General features: G+C 61.0%; 18 protein-coding genes. 7 read left to right on the top strand and 11 right to left on the bottom strand.

Annotation, left to right across the window (positions count from 1 at the left end; all coding sequences use genetic code 11):
- Positions 1–7: 7 nt before the first annotated feature.
- The 4 genes from KT882_RS10110 to KT882_RS10095 all read right to left on the bottom strand — a co-directional run bounded on the left by KT882_RS10110 (position 8) and on the right by KT882_RS10095 (position 5,782).
- Positions 8–343 carry a PspC domain-containing protein gene (locus tag KT882_RS10110; RefSeq protein ID WP_161071890.1) on the bottom strand — a complete coding sequence of 112 codons (336 nt, stop codon included), beginning with the start codon at positions 341–343 and terminating at the stop codon, positions 8–10.
- 121 nt (positions 344–464) lie between these two features.
- Positions 465–1,709 (bottom strand): 2-oxoglutarate dehydrogenase complex dihydrolipoyllysine-residue succinyltransferase, encoded by a 1,245-nt coding sequence (gene odhB / locus KT882_RS10105; RefSeq protein WP_161071889.1) that lies wholly within the window; start codon positions 1,707–1,709, stop codon positions 465–467.
- An 81-nt stretch (positions 1,710–1,790) separates the two neighbouring features.
- On the bottom strand, positions 1,791–4,646 hold the full coding sequence (locus KT882_RS10100; protein ID WP_161071888.1) for a 2-oxoglutarate dehydrogenase E1 component: 2,856 nt from the start codon (positions 4,644–4,646) through the stop codon (positions 1,791–1,793).
- Between the two features lie 212 nt (positions 4,647–4,858).
- The gene (locus tag KT882_RS10095; protein WP_161071913.1) at positions 4,859–5,782 is read right to left on the bottom strand and encodes a LysR family transcriptional regulator; all 924 of its coding nucleotides are present in this window, start codon (positions 5,780–5,782) and stop codon (positions 4,859–4,861) included.
- A gap of 103 nt (positions 5,783–5,885) precedes the next feature.
- On the opposite strand from KT882_RS10095, the gene KT882_RS10090 reads away from it, so the two are divergent.
- The 7 genes from KT882_RS10090 (at position 5,886) to KT882_RS10060 (ending at position 11,439) form a co-directional block, all read left to right on the top strand.
- Positions 5,886–6,749 (top strand): MBL fold metallo-hydrolase, encoded by an 864-nt coding sequence (locus tag KT882_RS10090; RefSeq protein WP_161071887.1) that lies wholly within the window; start codon positions 5,886–5,888, stop codon positions 6,747–6,749.
- A gap of 93 nt (positions 6,750–6,842) precedes the next feature.
- Positions 6,843–7,412, top strand: a complete 570-nt coding sequence (locus KT882_RS10085) for a PAAR domain-containing protein (protein WP_161071886.1) — start codon at positions 6,843–6,845, stop codon at positions 7,410–7,412.
- Positions 7,409–8,455, top strand: coding sequence for a hypothetical protein (locus tag KT882_RS10080; RefSeq protein WP_228895570.1), 1,047 nt, complete (start codon positions 7,409–7,411; stop codon positions 8,453–8,455). The genes KT882_RS10085 and KT882_RS10080 overlap by 4 nt, the downstream gene beginning before the upstream one ends.
- Complete coding sequence (locus KT882_RS10075; RefSeq protein WP_228895568.1) at positions 8,448–8,741, top strand: hypothetical protein; 294 nt, start codon at positions 8,448–8,450, stop codon at positions 8,739–8,741. Before KT882_RS10080 ends, KT882_RS10075 begins: the two co-directional genes overlap by 8 nt.
- A complete protein-coding gene (locus KT882_RS10070) occupies positions 8,738–9,655 on the top strand; it encodes a hypothetical protein (protein ID WP_228895566.1) in 918 nt (305 codons plus the stop codon). Before KT882_RS10075 ends, KT882_RS10070 begins: the two co-directional genes overlap by 4 nt.
- A 53-nt stretch (positions 9,656–9,708) precedes the next feature.
- Positions 9,709–11,040 (top strand): leucine-rich repeat-containing protein kinase family protein, encoded by a 1,332-nt coding sequence (locus KT882_RS10065; protein WP_228895564.1) that lies wholly within the window; start codon positions 9,709–9,711, stop codon positions 11,038–11,040.
- 21 nt (positions 11,041–11,061) lie between these two features.
- Positions 11,062–11,439 carry a BlaI/MecI/CopY family transcriptional regulator gene (locus KT882_RS10060; protein ID WP_161071912.1) on the top strand — a complete coding sequence of 126 codons (378 nt, stop codon included), beginning with the start codon at positions 11,062–11,064 and terminating at the stop codon, positions 11,437–11,439.
- Between the two features lie 13 nt (positions 11,440–11,452).
- On the opposite strand, the gene KT882_RS10055 is transcribed toward KT882_RS10060, so the two are convergent.
- The 7 genes from KT882_RS10055 to sdhD all read right to left on the bottom strand — a co-directional run bounded on the left by KT882_RS10055 (position 11,453) and on the right by sdhD (position 16,730).
- Positions 11,453–11,740, bottom strand: a complete 288-nt coding sequence (locus KT882_RS10055; protein ID WP_228895560.1) for a type II toxin-antitoxin system RelE/ParE family toxin — start codon at positions 11,738–11,740, stop codon at positions 11,453–11,455.
- On the bottom strand, positions 11,728–12,024 hold the full coding sequence (locus KT882_RS10050; RefSeq protein WP_223149318.1) for a CopG family transcriptional regulator: 297 nt from the start codon (positions 12,022–12,024) through the stop codon (positions 11,728–11,730). The genes KT882_RS10055 and KT882_RS10050 overlap by 13 nt, the downstream gene beginning before the upstream one ends.
- 155 nt (positions 12,025–12,179) lie before the next feature.
- Complete coding sequence (gene gltA, locus KT882_RS10045; protein WP_161071881.1) at positions 12,180–13,481, bottom strand: citrate synthase; 1,302 nt, start codon at positions 13,479–13,481, stop codon at positions 12,180–12,182.
- Positions 13,482–13,573: 92 nt separating this feature from the next.
- On the bottom strand, positions 13,574–13,855 hold the full coding sequence (locus tag KT882_RS10040) for an FAD assembly factor SdhE (RefSeq protein ID WP_161071880.1): 282 nt from the start codon (positions 13,853–13,855) through the stop codon (positions 13,574–13,576).
- A 1-nt stretch (position 13,856) separates the two neighbouring features.
- Entirely contained in the window at positions 13,857–14,567 is a 711-nt protein-coding gene (locus tag KT882_RS10035) for a succinate dehydrogenase iron-sulfur subunit (protein WP_161071879.1), read from the bottom strand.
- A gap of 16 nt (positions 14,568–14,583) precedes the next feature.
- Positions 14,584–16,362: a succinate dehydrogenase flavoprotein subunit gene (gene sdhA, locus KT882_RS10030; protein ID WP_161071878.1), complete on the bottom strand. Its 1,779-nt coding sequence runs from the start codon at positions 16,360–16,362 to the stop codon at positions 14,584–14,586.
- Between the two features lie 2 nt (positions 16,363–16,364).
- Complete coding sequence (gene sdhD / locus KT882_RS10025; protein ID WP_161071877.1) at positions 16,365–16,730, bottom strand: succinate dehydrogenase, hydrophobic membrane anchor protein; 366 nt, start codon at positions 16,728–16,730, stop codon at positions 16,365–16,367.
- Between the last annotated feature and the right edge of the window lies 1 nt (position 16,731).

Raw genomic sequence — 16,731 nt, 5'->3', positions numbered from 1 at the left:
TGGCTTGTTACGTTTCGTCCGGGACGAAAATCCAAAGAAGCAGGTAAATCACCAGCCCAAAGCCGAAGCAGATCGTGAACAGCGTGAAGACCAGGCGCCAGATCCACGACTCCATGCCGGACACTTTGCCCAGGCCGCCGCAGATGCCGCCCAGCCAGCGGTCGGCGCGGGAACGGCGGAAGCGGTTGAATTCGCTGGCGAAGTCGCCGGAGCCGCTGTCCTTGCCGAGCGACACCGGCGTGGTGTCGAGCAGCTTCTGTTTGGCGCGGGCGAATTCTTCATCGCTCAGCGCGCCAGCCTGGTTGAGTTCGTGCAAACGCTTGATTTCTTCAGAAACGCTCATGACACTCCTAGCTTTGGTGCTGCATGGCGGGTTACGGCCTGCGGCCTAACCCGCCCTACGGATTCGCGGACTGCTGGCTGCGCAGGGCGGGTCAGGCGAAGCCGTAACCCGCCGCTTGGCATTACAGGTCCAGCAGCAGGCGGGCTGGATCTTCCAGCGCTTCCTTCATGGCCACCAGGCCCAGCACGGCTTCGCGGCCGTCGATGATGCGGTGGTCGTAGGACATGGCCAGGTAGTTCATAGGACGGATCACGATCTGGCCGTTTTCCACAACAGCGCGGTCCTTGGTGGCGTGCACGCCCAGGATGGCCGATTGCGGCGGGTTGATGATCGGGGTCGACAGCATGGAGCCGAAGGTGCCGCCGTTCGAGATCGAGAAGGTGCCGCCGGTCAGGTCTTCCAGGGTCAGCTTGCCTTCTTTGGCTTTCGCGCCGAATTCGCCGATTTTCTTCTCGATTTCAGCGATGCTCATCTGGTCAGCATTGCGCAGGATAGGCACCACCAGGCCGCGTGGCGAACCGACTGCGATACCGATGTCGAAGTAGCCGTGGTAGACGATGTCGTTGCCGTCGACCGATGCGTTCAGGATCGGGTATTTCTTCAGCGCGGCAACGGCGGCCTTGACGAAGAAGGACATGAAGCCCAGCTTCACGCCGTGCTCTTTTTCGAACTTGTCTTTGTACTTGTTGCGCAGGTCCATGACCGGAGCCATGTTCACTTCATTGAACGTGGTCAGGATGGCGTTGGTCGACTGCGATTCCAGCAGGCGCTCGGCGATACGTGCGCGCAGGCGGCTCATCGGCACGCGCTCTTCCGGACGCTCGCCCAGTGCAGGTGCGGGAGCGGCGACTTTTGGCAGCGATGCCTTGGCGGCGGCTGGCGCCAGCGGTGCTGGAGCGGCTGGTTTCGGTGCGGAAGCGGCGGCCAGGGCGTCGCCCTTGGTTACGCGGCCGTCTTTGCCGGAACCGGCTACGTCGGAAGCGGACAGGCCGGCTTCGGACAGGATCTTGGCGGCGGCCGGCATGGCCACGTCGCCTTTGTTCACGGCGGCGGCAGCGGCTGGCGCGGCGGCTGGAGCGGCGGCAGCGGCAGGTGCGGCGGCGGCCGGGGTTGCGCCCACGGTTGCTTCGGTATCGATGATGGCGATGACCTGGTCGGCCACCACGGTTGCGCCGTCAGCTTGCAGGATCTGCACGATCACGCCGGCTGCCGGTGCTGGCAGTTCCAGTACCACTTTGTCGGTTTCAACGTCGATCAGGTTCTCGTCGCGCGAGACGGCTTCGCCGACTTTCTTGTGCCAGGTCAGCAGGGTCGCTTCAGCGACGGATTCCGACAGTTGTGGGACTTTAACTTCGATTTGTGCCATGTATAACTCCGTATCTTGTATTTTTTGATGCCCCCGCCTGGGCAAGGATGAACCTCGCCTGGGCCGGGGGCGGGTCTAGACTTACTTGGTCAGGATGAAGCCCTTCAGCTTCGAGAACGCGGTTTCCAGCAGGTCTTTTTGCTGCGCGTAGTGCTTGTCGTAGTAACCGACGGCCGGCGATGCCGAGGCCGGACGGCCTGCGTACGCCAGGCGCTGGCCTGCGTCCATGCTTTCGAAGATGTTGTGCTGGATCTGGAACCAAGGGCCTTGATTCTGCGGCTCGTCCTGTGCCCACACCACTTCCGCCAGGTTCGGGAACTTCTTCAGTTCAGCGGCGAACGCTTTGTGCGGGAACGGATACAGCTGTTCCACGCGCACGATGGCGGTGTCGGTCTGGCCGCGCGTCTTGCGTGCGTTGACCAGGTCGTAGTAAACCTTGCCCGAGCAGGCCACGACGCGCTTGACCTTCTTGGCGTCGATCTTCTCGTCCACTTCGCCGATCACGGTCTGGAAGGCGCCCTTGGCCAGTTCGCTCAGCGGCGAACCTGCGTCCTTGTTGCGCAGCAGCGATTTCGGGGTCAGGATCACCAGCGGCTTGCGGAACTGGCGCACCATCTGGCGGCGCAGCAGGTGGAAGATCTGCGACGCGGTGGTCGGCTGCACCACTTGCATATTGTTGTCTGCGCACAGCTGCAGGAAACGCTCTGGACGCGCGGACGAGTGCTCGGGACCCTGGCCTTCGTAACCGTGCGGCAGCATCATGACCAGGCCCGAAGCACGGCCCCACTTCACTTCGCCGGAGCTGATGAACTGGTCGATCACCACTTGGGCGCCGTTGACGAAGTCGCCGAACTGGGCTTCCCAGATGGTCAGGGTGTTCGGTTCAGCGGTCGAGTAGCCGTATTCGAAGCCCAGAACGGCTTCTTCGGACAGCACGGAGTCGATCACGGTGAACGGTGCTTGCGAATCGGAGATGTTCTGCAGCGGCACGTAGGTGCCGGCGTCCCAACGCTCGCGGTTCTGGTCGTGCAGCACGGCGTGGCGGTGCACGAAGGTGCCGCGGCCGGCGTCCTGGCCGGTCAGGCGCACGGCGTAGCCGGACGATACCAGCGAAGCGTAGGCCAGGTGTTCGCCCATGCCCCAGTCCAGGTTCACTTCGCCACGGCCCATGGCGGCGCGGTCGCCCAGTACTTTCTCGACCAGCGAGTGCACTTTGAAGCCTTCCGGCACGGTGGTGATGCGGGTGGCCAGGCGTTTCAGTTCGGTCGACGGCACGGCGGTGTCGGCCGAGTCGGTCCACTTGCGGTTCAGGAACGGCAGCCAGTCGACGGCGTACTTGTTCTTGAAGTTGGAGATCACTGGATCGACGGTGTGCTTGCCGGCGTCCATGGCGTCGCGGTAGGCGGCAACCATTTTCTCGCCGCCGTCGGCAGGGATCACGCCTTGCGCGCTCAGCTTGTCGGCGTACAGGCGGCGGGTGCCTGGGTGGGTGGCGATCTTCTTGTACATCAGCGGCTGGGTCAGCGCTGGCGTATCTTGTTCGTTGTGGCCCAGTTTGCGGTAGCAGATGATATCGACCACGATATCCTTCTGGAACTGCAGGCGGTAGTCCATGGCGATCTGCGAAGCCAGTACCACGGCTTCAGGATCGTCGGCGTTCACGTGCAGCACCGGCGCTTCGATCATCTTGACGACGTCCGAGCAGTAAATGGTGGAACGCGCGTCGCGCGGATCGGAGGTGGTGAAGCCGATCTGGTTGTTGATGACGATGTGAACCGTGCCGCCCGTGCCGTAGCCGCGGGTCTGCGCCAGGTTCAGCGTTTCCATCACAACGCCCTGGCCTGCGAAGGCGGCGTCGCCGTGCACCAGGATAGGCAGCACTTGCGCGCCGGCCGCGTCGCCGCGGCGGTCCATGCGGGCCTTGACCGAACCTTCAACCACTGGGTTGACGATTTCCAGGTGCGACGGGTTGAACGCCAGCGACAGGTGGACCGGGCCGCCTGCGGTGGAGATGTCCGACGAGAAGCCCTGGTGGTATTTCACGTCGCCTGCCGGCAGGTCGTCGCCGTGCTTGCCTTCGAATTCTTCGAACAGGTCCTTGGGTGCTTTGCCCAGGGTGTTGACCAGCACGTTCAGGCGGCCGCGGTGGGCCATGCCGATAACGATCTCCTGCACGCCTTTTTCGCCGGCGCGCTGGATGATTTCGTCGATCGAGGCGATGAACGTTTCGCCGCCTTCCAGCGAGAAGCGCTTCTGGCCGACGTATTTGGTGTGCAGATAGCGTTCCAGGCCTTCAGCTGCCGTCAGGCGCTCCAGGATGTGCTTTTTCTTGTCTGCGGTGAAATTCGGGGTGGAGCGGATCGATTCCAGGCGCTCCTGCAGCCAGCGCTTTTCGGCTGGGTCGGAGATGTACATGTATTCCGCGCCGATGGAGCGGGTGTAGGTGTCGCGCAGGAAGTTGGTCAGGTCGCGCAGGGTCGCGGTTTCAGGACCGAAGTAGGTGTTGCTGATGTTGAAAACGGTGTCCAGATCGGCATCGGTGAAGCCGTAGAAGCTCGGCTCCAGTTCCGGGATCGATGGACGTTCCTGGCGCTGCAGCGGGTCCAGGTTGGCCCAGCGGGAACCCAGGTAGCGGTACGCGGCGATCAGCTGGGTAGCGGCCACGCGCTTGCGGCCCATTTCGGCGTCGGCCGAAGCGACCACGGTGCGGATAGGACCGGCTTTCGCGCGTTCGGCGAAGGAGGCGATCACGGAGGCATGGGCCACGTCCGGCTTGTTGGAGCCGTCGACTGCTGGGACGTGCTGCATGGAATCGAAGTACGCGCGCCAGTTATCGGGCACGGAACCTGGGTTGTCGAGATACGCTTCGTACAGTTCTTCAACGTACGGTGCATTCCCACCAAACAGGTAGGAGTTGGACGACTGCTGCTGCATCATATTGCTCACCTTTCTTCGCGCTTCGCGAGGAATTAGCGGGTTAATCTAACCTTCCGCGACACGGCCTGACCGGTTAGCGGATTGCACATCAAGTTGTGGGGAAGGACTTGGGTAATTCTGTAGTTCCAAAAACGGTCGCCTAGGATAGCACGCGGTATTGAGATTGAACAACCATGCAAGCACGAAAAATTGCGGGATAGGCAGGGTGTCAATCATGTCTTTTCCATAAGTGGCATGGTCGCGGCGAGCCAGACGGGGTTGCGCGCGAACCAGTCCAGCAGGTGGTCCAGCATGGCACGCAGGGCCGGCGGCATGTGCTCGCGCGAGGTGTAGATGCCGTAAATGCCCATGCGCTGGGGGCGCCATGCCGGCAGCAATTCCACCAGCTGGCCGGCGCGCAGCAGCGGCGCGGCGGCGAAGCGCGGCTGCAGGGCCACGCCCGCGCCCTCCACCGTGGCCGCCAGCAACGCCATCGATTCGTTGGCGGACAGGTTGCCGCTGACCGGCACCTGCAGCGCAGGCTCGTCCGCAAGCTCGAAGCGCCAGACACTCTTGCCGAAATAGCTATAGGTCAGGCAGTTGTGCTGCGCCAGATCGCCAGGCTGCTGCGGCGCGGGCCTCCCGGCCAGGTAGGACGGCGCGGCCACCACCACCGAATCGCAGTCGCCCAGGCGGCGCGCAATCATGTTCGGCTCCAGGCCGTTGGTAATGCGGATGGCCAGGTCGATGCGCTGTTCGACCAGGTTGACGGCCCGGTTGTCCACCTGCAGATCAATCGCGGTGCGCGGGTAGCGGCGCAGGAAATCGGCCACCGCGCCCGCCAGCGCGGTCTGCGCCAGCGAATGCGAACTGGCGATGCGCAGCAGGCCGTGCGGCGCGTCCGGATCGCCGGCCGCGTTCATGTCCGCCGCCAGGTCCAGCATTTCGCGGCAGCGCGCCAGCGTCACCTCGCCCGCCGCCGTCAGGCTCACGCGCCGGGTGGTACGGTGCAGCAGGCGCGCGCCGCACCACTCCTCCATCTCGGCCAAGTAACGCGTCACCATGGCGCGCGACATATCCAGCGCCTCAGCCGCGGCGATCATGCTGCCCCGTTCCGCAATCTCCTTGAATACCTGCGCCGCCGTCAGCCTGTCCATCATTCGTCCGATTCATGCAATTGAGAGTTGCAATTTACACTGTTTTTCAGACGAATGGACCGGCCTACACTGGCGTCATCAACTTCTCATCAAGGACCGCATCATGATCAAGCACACCTTCGCAGCCGCTGCCCTCGCCACCGCCACCGCCGCCGCATCGGCCGCCCCGCTGACGCTGGAAGTCTTCAATCCGGGCGAAGCCGCCATTTTCCCTGTCGCCTCGGTGCTGGTAAAAGGCAAAAAAGACGCCGTCCTGATCGACGCCCAGTTCTCGCGCGGCGAAGCGCACAAGCTGGTGCAGCAGATCAAGGCCAGCGGCAAGCGCCTGACCACGGTCTATATCAGCCACGGCGATCCGGATTTCTACTTCGGCCTGGACGTGATCCAAGCCGCCTTCCCGGAAGCGCGCATCGTCGCCACCGCCTCCACCGTGGCGGCGATGGAGAAGAAAGCGGCGGCCAAAGTGGCCTACTGGGGGCCTATCCTGAAGGACAACGCCCCGCACGGCATCGTCATGCCGCAAGTGCTGCAAGGCGACACCATCAAACTGGAAGGCCAAAGCCTGAAGATCGAAGGCCTGGACGGCGCCACGCCGGACCGCAGCTATGTGTGGATTCCATCGATCAAGGCGGTGGCCGGCGGTGTCGTCCTGTTCAAAGGCCTGCATGTGTGGACCGCAGACACGCAAACCGTTGCATCGCGCCAGCAATGGATTGCCACGCTGGACCGCATCGCCGCGCTCAAGCCCGCCACCGTCGTTCCGGGCCACTTCGCCCCCGGCGCCGCGCTCACGCCGGACAGCATCGCCTACACCGCCGGCTACCTGCGCCAGTTCGAAACCGCCATCCCGCAGGCCGCCGACTCCGCCGCCCTGGGCGCTGCCATGAAAGCCGCCTACCCGGCCGCCGGCCTGGCCAGCGCGCTCGACATCAGCGCCAAGGTGGCCAAGGGCGAAATGAAGTGGTAAACATGACGAGCTAAGCACGCAGTTGCCGTAGATCAAATCGCCGCGCCATGAAGTCCACTACTGTTCAAGCATCCCACCTGAACGGAGCAGACCATGGCGCGCGCAGTCATATGCAAGGGCGATCCCACCTCGCACGGCGGCAAAGTCCTCGAAGGCAATGAAAACGCCACCTGCCTGGGCAAGCCCATCGCGCTGAAGGGACACAAGACCTACTGCCCGCTGTGCAAAGGCCAGTTCCCGATAGCCGAAGGGCTGGGCCACCACAGCTTCGGCGGCATCGGCACGGTGGTTGAAGGCATGAAAACCGCCTGCGGCGCCACGCTGATCGCCACCCAGCATGTGATGACGGTGGATGATGGCGGAGGCGGGAGTGGCGGCGGCGGCGCAGTGACCGGCGACTCCCCCAGCCAAGCCGCACCCGGCGCGCAAAACAGCCCAGCCGCCAAGGTTGCCGGCCAGCCAGGCGCCGCCTACGCGGGAACATTCCGCGCCATAGACGAACACACCGGCGAACCGATCGCCGGCCTCCCCTACCGCATCGACCTCCCCGACGGCACCAGCCTGCGCGGCGTCACCGGCGCAGACGGCCGCACCGAGCCCGTCCAGCACCACGATCCGGCCACAGTGACCCTGCACTGGGAAACACTGGAGGACAAATCGTGAGCGCCAGCCAGGCAGCAGCCAGCTGCACGCTTACGCCGGGGGGCGTCGTCACCGACGTCCCGGTTAGCCAAATGGTCTCCGTGACTTACACATTCGACACCAGCGCAAGCGGCGTCGCCAAGTTGCAAATCCCCTACGCCGTGGAAATCAATGGCACCGTACTACCCGAATTCGCCGAAAAACCGCGTCCCCTCGGTGACGACCGCCAAATCAAACTAAGCGTAGCCCCGGGAACAAAAATCGCCCTTTACCTGAACAGCGACGCCCATCCGGCCTACCGTACCCAACCGGTTTACGCCGTCCAGGCCCGCACCCGCGACGTAGAGGTCACGATCACAGAACGCCTGGGCCGTGGGAATACAGAAACCGCCACTTTCGACGTCCCAACTTGTATTCAGACAACCGACGGCAAGCGTTTCGACAAATACGACGCGACATTAACCGGGGATATCTGGATGAAAGTGTCGCATCGCTACACCACTAAGGAGGTAGCCAAAATAATCGGCTCGGATACCGATCCGATTATCCGTGCCGCTGTGCTCTCAATATATTCTGCGCTGACAAACAACACGCTGAACATCAATTTCCCAGGAAGCGCCGCATTGCCAGCACAAAGCATCAGCGTCACTTTCGAAGAACAGCAGAACGTCAGCGCGAACATATCGTACTGCCCGCTCCTATCCCACGTACTACCACGCACACATCCAAATTGCTATCTCGCACTAATTAGCGAGGCGCGCGAAGCGAGCATTACCAAGCTCAAGATCAATTCAGCATGGCGCCCCTCACTCGGCAGCATAGTTCACCGCGCAGGTTTAGGGTTGGACGTAACTTATATAGAGTCCTCCGAAGGGAAGCTAAGTATAGAGCGCAAGTCGCTCAGTGATGAAAATAAGAAAAATGGAACAAACGTCACTCAGCAAGAAAAGGAATTATTTAAGGAGCTTCAGTCGAAAGAGGCCATAGCACGACAAAAATCCGACGAAGCAAAATTACTAGAGACGGCCGCAAAAAAAATCACCTATGAATTCCGTGATGACTGAAAGCAGCCGATCAGCAAAAATAGAAGCAGAAGATGCGCTTCGTGCTGCAAGGAAAGCCAAGGAAGACTGGACAGAAAAGCTCTCAGCTGACGAACCGCCACTCATAAAATCTTTCAGGTCGCGATTGTCCAGAAGAAAAGATGTCCATCAAATTTTGGACCCTTGGTATATGGATTTCAACACGAGCGACAAGAACCCAGGAAAACCGAACGCTCAGCAGTCAGATGCGGAGAAGGGTCACAACAACCACCTTCACATCACCACCAGAGAACCGAAAATACTATGAGATCCAGCGACTCAGCCATGTCAGTCACGCCATTATCCAGCATGATCATGCCCATTCGGAGCTTAATCCCTTTACTAGCTATAGTTGCCTCCGTCGCAAATGGCGCAGCACGTGCGGCAGATGGGCATTCGGGCGCATACGAATTTTCCAGCCGCCCCTGGCCTCTACGATACTTTCTCTACATCCAAGATCCGGATGTCATAAGGGCGATGAATATAAAAACTGCAGAGTGGAATGTTCGCGTAGAAAAAGGCCTTGAAAATCATGTCTATCGAGATTATGAAGAATTCTTTCCGCCAGAAAGGACGATCGAGACCCCTGACGGAAAACTTGGCATCGTATTGATGACATTTTCCAAGACAGGAATACTACTAACACCTGGCTTCAACCGATTCAACTTTACTGCAGTAGTGAGCAACATAGGGAATTTAGTATTGTTAAAGAACGGTTTCAACGACAAAAATAACAAGCCCTACAATTTTGCGAACTGGTGGGAACTGCCTGGAAGCCATATCATGTCACCGGCCGTATGCGACGGCACTGAGGGATATCGCTACAAAACAGATAATCCCAAAGACACGAACTATGTCGGTGGCTTCGGTTGCCGTGAATGGTCGGCACAACTACAGGATGATGACCGTCCATATATTGATGTCACTTCATACTGGGAAGCTGACTTCGTCATTATTGATCGTTTAGTTGGCTGGTCGGGATTCGATAGCAAACCCAAGCCTGTCATCGGAAAATACGTAAAGAACTGGGTTTGTCTGCACGAATGTCCCAACGGAGAGGAGCCGGGCATTATCAGCAATATCGAAGAGTGGACCAAAAAACACGGCTTTCCCATGCCAGTCCGCCCCAAGCGGCAGCCGGAATTTCCTGATTCGATGTTTAAGGATATCTACGAGGAATAGGCGCTTGCACGCCGAAATGGTAGACTTTGCGTTTTACCTTATCGCCGCATTGAATGTCTAATCTTGAGCAGCTGCGCGCTGGTGAACTGGCTGGCGTAAAGCGCCTGCAGCTTGCCTGCGGGCTTACCGAATTCCCCCGCGAAATCTTCGACCTGGCCGATACGCTGGAGATCCTGGACTTGTCCGGCAATGCGCTGTCTTCGCTACCGGACGATTTGCCGCGCCTGCACAAACTCCGCATCATTTTCTGTTCGGACAATCAGTTCACGGAACTGCCCGAAGTATTGGGCAGCTGCGCCACACTAAGCATGGTGGGCTTCAAGGCCAACCGCATCCGTACCGTGTCGGGAAAATCGCTGCCGCCGCAACTGCGCTGGCTGGTTCTGACCGGCAATGAAGTGGAAGAACTGCCCGCCGAACTGGGGCATCGACCGCTGCTGCAAAAACTCATGCTGGCCGGCAACCGCCTGCGCGCCCTGCCCGCCGAACTGATCAATTGCCACCGCCTGGAACTGCTGCGCATCGCAGCCAACCAGCTGGACGAGCTGCCGGCCTGGCTGCCCGCCCTGCCCCGCCTGGCCTGGCTCGCCTACGCCGGCAACCCCTTCTGCGCCCAACTGGAACACGCCGAATCCGGCACCAGCATCGCCTGGGGCAGTTTGCAACTGGGCGAGAAGCTGGGCGAAGGCGCCTCCGGCGTGATCCACCGCGCGGACTATCGGCAAGACAGCGGAAACACTGCAAAAGTAGCGGTCAAGCTCTTCAAGGGCGCCATGACCAGCGACGGCTCACCCCTGTGCGAAATGGCGGCCTGCCTCGGCGCGGGCGCCCATCCCAACCTTATTCCCATCCTGGGCGAGGTGGCGGGCCACCCGGACGGCACGCACGGCCTGGTCATGTCGCTGATCGAGCCGGACTTCGGCAACCTGGCCGGCCCGCCCAGCCTGGACAGCTGCACCCGCGACATTTATGCGGAGGGAAAGCGCTTCAGCCTGCCCGCCATGCTCGCCATCGCGGCCAGCATCGCCTCGGCGGCCAAGCAGCTGCACCAGCGCGGCATCATGCACGGCGATTTGTACGGCCACAACATTCTGCACTGCGGCGAGGGCCACACCCTGCTGGGCGACTTCGGCGCCGCCTCCTTCTACGCGCCGGAAGGACCACATGCCGCCAGCCTGCAGCGCCTGGAAGTGCGCGCCTTCGGCTGCCTGCTGGAGGAATTGCTGGAACGCTGCGACGCACCGGACGCCGCCCGCCCCGTCCTGGAGAACCTCGCCGCGCTGCAAGCCGCCTGCCTGGCGCACAGTGCCGCACGCCCCCTGTTCAGCGATATCGACGCGCAACTGGCATCGCTGCGCAAGGCAGCACTAGACAATTCGTTCTAGATATTTTATTCTAGGTCCATGATGAACACCGCCCCACCCAAACCGACCGCCTCCGAGCTGGAGATGCTGCGCCTGCTGTTCGCGTTAGGCCCCGCCACGGCCAGGCAGGTGCATGCCGCCGCCATCGAAACGCGGCCCGACATGAACTACGCAACGGTATTGCGCTTGCTTCAAGTAATGCATACCAAGGGACTGCTCACACGCGACGAAAGCCAGCGCGCCCACGTCTACGCGCCAGTGCAGGAGCAGGAATCAGTGCAAACGAATCTGTTGAAAGAGCTGATCCAGAAAGCTTTCTCCGGCTCCGGCAAAGCACTGGTCCTGGCCGCCCTGCGCGGCGGCCACGTCAGCGCCAAGGAACGCGAAGAAATCCAGGCCTTGCTGGATAAAGAAAATTGACAGGGCACGCAGCTCACCAGCCAGGTACGCGCTGAGGCCGCACACCGCAAATCAATACAACTCCGGATTCCACCGAGTATTGCATCACATAGCCGTTGCGGCCAAAGGAAACGGTTAGCTCACGCATCTCAGCGCTGCCGGCAACCGGATGGCCAAGATAAGGGAAGGTCTTCAGCTTACGTGCATCAGCCTGAATGGCACGGACCGCTCGTTTAGCCAGTGCTTCATCACGAATCGCAAGAAAATGGTAAATCTGTTGAAGTGCCCTGGTAGCCTCATCACTCCAGCTTAGCGATGGCATTTCGGCGGCTCGGCATTGTCGTTGCCGGCCTCCAGCGCTGACAACCACGCATCAATCTCGTCGTCGGTGACGTGCAAACCTGTTTCTCGATAATGCTGCAAGGAACGCTCGCACGCTGCATTGAACGCAAGCCTGTCTGTATATCGTTGCAAGTGCAACTTCAACGCTTCTTTTGCCAATTGCTCAGGCGTAACACCCGCTTCCGCCGCCATGCGGTCGACCACTTCTACATTTAGCCCATCCAGATCAATGATGAGACTGGCCGGAATTGTCTTGTCCATCATTTGCCTCCCGATGCCTTGAGTTCATCCGCCCACCTTAGCACAAGCTTCCTTATACATCTTGTGCCGCCTCAATGGCGAGGCCGGCAACAATTCGATTCCCAATAAAAAAAGCGAGCCTAAGCTCGCTTTTTTGTTGTGCTGCTACAGACCGGCGATTAACGCTGGGCCAGCGGCGGCACGTCGCGGTTGGTGGCGCCGACGAACAGCTGGCGCGGACGGCCGATCTTCTGCTCTGGATCGGCAATCATTTCGTTCCACTGGGCGATCCAGCCGATGGTGCGGGCCATGGCAAAGATACCGGTGAACAGCGACACTGGAATGCCCAGCGCCGACTGCACGATGCCCGAGTAGAAGTCCACGTTCGGGTACAGTTTGCGCGAAACGAAGTATTCGTCGTTCAGTGCAATCTTTTCCAGTTCCATGGCCAGCTTGAACAGCGGGTCGTCCTGCAGGCCCAGTTCGTTCAGCACTTCGTGGCAGGTTTCGCGCATCAGCTTGGCGCGCGGGTCGAAGTTCTTGTACACGCGGTGACCGAAGCCCATCAGCTTGACGCCGGAGTTCTTGTCTTTCACTTGCGCGATGAAGGCTGGAATGTTCTCGACCGAGCCGATTTCTTTCAGCATGGTCAGCGCCGCTTCGTTCGCGCCGCCGTGGGCAGGGCCCCACAGGCAGGCGATGCCGGCTGCGATACAGGCGAACGGGTTGGCGCCAGACGAACCGGCCAGGCGGACGGTCGAGGTCGAGGCGTTCTGCTCGTGGTCGGCGTGCAGGATCAGGATGCGGTCCAGCGCGCGCACCAGCACGTCGTTGACTTTGTATTCTTCGCACGGATTGCCGAACATCATGCGCATGAAGTTGGCGCTGTACGACAGGTCGTTGCGCGGGTACACGAAAGGCTGGCCGATCGAGTACTTGTAGGCCATGGCGACCAGGGTCGGCATCTTGGCGATCAGGCGGATGGCCGATACTTCACGGTGCTTGGCATCGTTGATGTCCAGCGAGTCGTGGTAGAACGAGGCCAGCGCGCCGACGGTGCCAACCAGGACCGACATCGGGTGCGCGTCGCGGCGGAAGCCACGGAAGAAGAACTGCATCTGCTCGTGCACCATGGTGTGCTTGGTCACGGTGTCGACGAACTTGGCTTTCTGCTCGGCGTTCGGCAGTTCGCCGTTCAGCAGCAGGTAGCACGATTCCATGAAGTCGGCGTTCACGGCCAGCTGTTCGATCGGGTAGCCGCGGTATTGCAATTCGCCCTTGTCGCCGTCGATATAGGTGATCGACGAGTTGCACGCTGCGGTGGACATGAAGCCCGGATCGTAGGTGAACTTGCCGGTGCCGGCGTACAGTTTGCGGATGTCGATGACGTCCGGGCCGACCGTGCCCTTGTAGATAGGGAACTCGACCGATGGGCTGCCGTCAGAGAACGACAGTGTAGCTTTGTTGTCAGAGATGTTCATGGACTCTTCCTTCTTGGAGAGATGCGGCTTATAAAAAAAACTTCTAAACTTCCGGCGGCGCGGGCGGCCCGCCATGGGGCCGCCCTGCGCGATCAGGCGAGACGCAGACGTTGCAGCAGTGCGTGCACATGCGGCAGATCGATCTCGCCTTCCGGCTCTGCGCGAGCCAGCACCAGATCCATCAGCGCATTGTCCGACAAGTCGAGGAGCCGCGTGAACGCGTCCACTTCTTCGTCGGTCAATTCGGTTTCATGCGCATCGAGAAAGCGAGTCAGGATGATATCGTTTTCCAGCAAACCCCGGCGGGCGCGCCAGCGCAGGCGCGCGCGGTTGGCCGGGTCTGCCTGATGCGCAGATTTTTCCAGTTCGCTCATATCAGATCGAGCGGCGTACCATCAGCTCTTTGATCTTGCCGATGGCCTTGTTCGGGTTCAGACCCTTGGGGCAGACATCGACGCAGTTCATGATCGAGTGGCAGCGGAACAGGCGGTACGGGTCTTCCAGGTTGTCCAGGCGCGCGCCGGTGGCTTCGTCGCGCGAGTCGGCGATGAAGCGGTAGGCTTGCAGCAGGCCGGCAGGACCGACGAACTTGTCCGGATTCCACCAGAACGACGGGCACGAGGTCGAGCAGCACGCGCACAGGATGCACTCGTACAGGCCGTCCAGTTCTTCGCGCTCGGCAGGGGTCTGCAGGCGTTCTTTTTCAGGCGGGATCGAATCGTTGATCAGGAATGGCTTGATCGAATCGTACTGCTTGAAGAACTGGGTCATGTCGACGATCAGGTCGCGGATCACCGGCAGGCCTGGCAGAGGACGCAGCACGATAGGCTCGGTCAGCTCGTTCAGGTTGGTGGTGCAGGCCAGGCCGTTCTTGCCGTTGATGTTCATCGCGTCCGAACCGCACACGCCTTCGCGGCAGGAGCGGCGCAGGGCCAGCGAGTCATCGACGTCGGACTTGATGCGCTGCAGCGCGTCCAGCAGCATCTTGTCGGTGTCCTTCAGTTCCACCGTCAGGTCTTGCATGTACGGCTTGGCGTCCTGGTCCGGATCGTAGCGGTAAATCTTGAATTTGAGAGTGCGTGGCATGGTAATGAGCCCTTGCTTAGAAAGTACGTGGTTTCGGCTTGAAGGTATCAACCGTCAGCGGCTTGGTGACGACAGCCTTGTATTCCAGGCGGTTGCCTTCGGAGTACCACAGGGTGTGCTTCATCCAGTTGTCGTCGTCGCGGTTCGGGAAATCGCTGTGCGCGTGGGCGCCGCGCGATTCCTTGCGCGCTACTGCCGAAGTGATGGTCGCTTTCGCCGTCTCGATCAGGTTGTCCAGCTCCAGCGCTTCCACGCGGGCGGTGTTGAACACCTTGGACTTGTCCTTGAACGCCACGTGCTTGCGGCGCTCGTCGAGCACCATGATTTCCTTGGCGCCTTGCGTCAGCAGCTCGTCGGTACGGAACACGCCGCAGTACTTCTGCATCGTGGCGCGGATGTCGTTGGCGACGTTCTGCACTTTTTCCGAGCCGGTCGAGGTTTCCAGCTTGTTCAGGCGGTTCATCGCGAAGTCGGCGGCGTCCTTGGGCAGAGGCTTGTTCTCTTTCTGCTTCAGGTTCGACGCGACCACGTGGTTGCCTGCTGCGCGGCCGAAGACCACCAGGTCCAGCAGCGAGTTGGTGCCCAGGCGGTTGGCGCCGTGCACCGATACGCAGGCGCATTCGCCGATGGCGTACAGGCCGTTGACCACTTTCTGGGTGCCGTCGCCGTTCGGCGTGACAACTTGACCGTGGATGTTGGTCGGGATGCCGCCCATCTGGTAGTGGATGGTCGGAACGACAGGAATCGGTTCCTTGGTCGCGTCGACGTTGGCGAACTTGTGGCCGATTTCCAGGATCGAAGGCAGACGCTTGGCGATGGTGTCGGCGCCGATGTGGCGCAGGTCCAGCATCACGTGGTCTTTGTTAGGACCGCAGCCGCGGCCTTCCTTGATCTCCTGGTCCATCGAGCGGGACACGAAGTCGCGCGGCGCCAGATCCTTCAGCGTCGGCGCATAGCGTTCCATGAAGCGTTCGCCTTCCGAGTTGATCAGGATGCCGCCTTCGCCGCGCACGCCTTCGGTGATCAGCACGCCCGCGCCGGCCACGCCGGTCGGGTGGAACTGCCAGAATTCCATGTCCTGCAGCGGCAGGCCGGCACGCGCCGCCATGCCCATGCCGTCACCGGTGTTGATGAAGGCGTTGGTCGATGCGGCGAAGATGCGGCCTGCGCCGCCGGTGGCGAAGATGGTGGTCTTCGCTTCCAGGATCATGCATTCGCCGGTTTCCATTTCCAGTGCCACCACGCCGACCACGTCGCCTTCGGCGTCGCGGATCACGTCCAGCGCCATCCACTCCACGAAGAAGTGGGTGCGGGCGCGCACATTTCGTTGATAGAGCGTATGGAGCAGCGCGTGGCCGGTGCGGTCGGCCGCGGCGCAGGCGCGCTGCACGGCTTTTTCACCGAAGTTGGCGGTGTGGCCGCCGAATGGACGCTGGTAGATGGTGCCGTCGGGATTGCGGTCGAACGGCATGCCGAAGTGTTCCAGCTCGTACACGACCTTCGGTGCTTCGCGGCACATGAATTCAATCGCGTCCTGGTCGCCCAGGTAGTCGCCGCCCTTGACGGTGTCGAACATATGCCAGAACCAGTTGTCCTCGGCCATATTGCCCAGCGAAGCGCCGATGCCGCCCTGCGCCGCCACGGTGTGCGAGCGGGTTGGGAACACTTTCGACAGCACGGCCACGTTCAGGCCGGCTTCCGCCAGTTGCAGGGAGGCGCGCATGCCGGAACCGCCGGCGCCAACGATCACCGCGTCAAAGCGGCGGGTAGGGATTGCAGTTTTGATAGCTGCCACGATTACACACTCCAGAGTATTTGTACCGACCACACGGCGCAGCCAATCAGCCAGCCGATGGTGATGATTTGCAGCGCCAGACGGATGCCTACGGGCTTGACGTAGTCCATCCAGATGTCGCGCATGCCTACCCAGGCGTGGTAGAACAGGCCGAACAGGGTGACGGCGCTGAACAGCTTGAACCACTGCTGGGCGAACAGGCCAGCCCAGCCTTCGTAGCTGAAGTTGCTGCCGGTGAGGAAGGAAATCAGCAGGACGGCGGTGTAGACCACCATCAGTACCGCGGTCACGCGCTGGGCCAGCCAGTCGCGCACGCCGTAGCCTGCGCCGACGACCAGGCGCTTAGGTCCGATATTGTTTTTTGCCATG

The organism is Pseudoduganella aquatica, assembly GCF_020865585.1.
GTDB classification, from domain to species: Bacteria; Pseudomonadota; Gammaproteobacteria; order Burkholderiales; family Burkholderiaceae_D; genus Rugamonas; species Rugamonas aquatica_A.
The sequence above is the reverse complement of the archived record's forward strand: the minus strand, read 5'-3'. Positions and strand labels throughout refer to the sequence as shown.

Excerpts from the sequence above, each read along its gene's own strand:
- KT882_RS10110 (WP_161071890.1), bottom strand. The coding sequence starts at position 343 with ATGAGCGTTTCTGAAGAAATCAAGCGTTTGCACGAACTCAACCAGGCT.
- odhB (WP_161071889.1), bottom strand. The coding sequence starts at position 1,709 with ATGGCACAAATCGAAGTTAAAGTCCCACAACTGTCGGAATCCGTCGCT.
- KT882_RS10100 (WP_161071888.1), bottom strand. The coding sequence starts at position 4,646 with ATGATGCAGCAGCAGTCGTCCAACTCCTACCTGTTTGGTGGGAATGCA.
- KT882_RS10095 (WP_161071913.1), bottom strand. The coding sequence starts at position 5,782 with ATGGACAGGCTGACGGCGGCGCAGGTATTCAAGGAGATTGCGGAACGG.
- KT882_RS10090 (WP_161071887.1), top strand. The coding sequence starts at position 5,886 with ATGATCAAGCACACCTTCGCAGCCGCTGCCCTCGCCACCGCCACCGCC.
- KT882_RS10085 (WP_161071886.1), top strand. The coding sequence starts at position 6,843 with ATGGCGCGCGCAGTCATATGCAAGGGCGATCCCACCTCGCACGGCGGC.
- KT882_RS10075 (WP_228895568.1), top strand. The coding sequence starts at position 8,448 with ATGACTGAAAGCAGCCGATCAGCAAAAATAGAAGCAGAAGATGCGCTT.
- KT882_RS10070 (WP_228895566.1), top strand. The coding sequence starts at position 8,738 with ATGAGATCCAGCGACTCAGCCATGTCAGTCACGCCATTATCCAGCATG.
- KT882_RS10065 (WP_228895564.1), top strand. The coding sequence starts at position 9,709 with ATGTCTAATCTTGAGCAGCTGCGCGCTGGTGAACTGGCTGGCGTAAAG.
- KT882_RS10060 (WP_161071912.1), top strand. The coding sequence starts at position 11,062 with ATGAACACCGCCCCACCCAAACCGACCGCCTCCGAGCTGGAGATGCTG.
- KT882_RS10055 (WP_228895560.1), bottom strand. The coding sequence starts at position 11,740 with ATGCCATCGCTAAGCTGGAGTGATGAGGCTACCAGGGCACTTCAACAG.
- KT882_RS10050 (WP_223149318.1), bottom strand. The coding sequence starts at position 12,024 with ATGATGGACAAGACAATTCCGGCCAGTCTCATCATTGATCTGGATGGG.
- gltA (WP_161071881.1), bottom strand. The coding sequence starts at position 13,481 with ATGAACATCTCTGACAACAAAGCTACACTGTCGTTCTCTGACGGCAGC.
- KT882_RS10040 (WP_161071880.1), bottom strand. The coding sequence starts at position 13,855 with ATGAGCGAACTGGAAAAATCTGCGCATCAGGCAGACCCGGCCAACCGC.
- KT882_RS10035 (WP_161071879.1), bottom strand. The coding sequence starts at position 14,567 with ATGCCACGCACTCTCAAATTCAAGATTTACCGCTACGATCCGGACCAG.
- sdhD (WP_161071877.1), bottom strand. The coding sequence starts at position 16,730 with ATGGCAAAAAACAATATCGGACCTAAGCGCCTGGTCGTCGGCGCAGGC.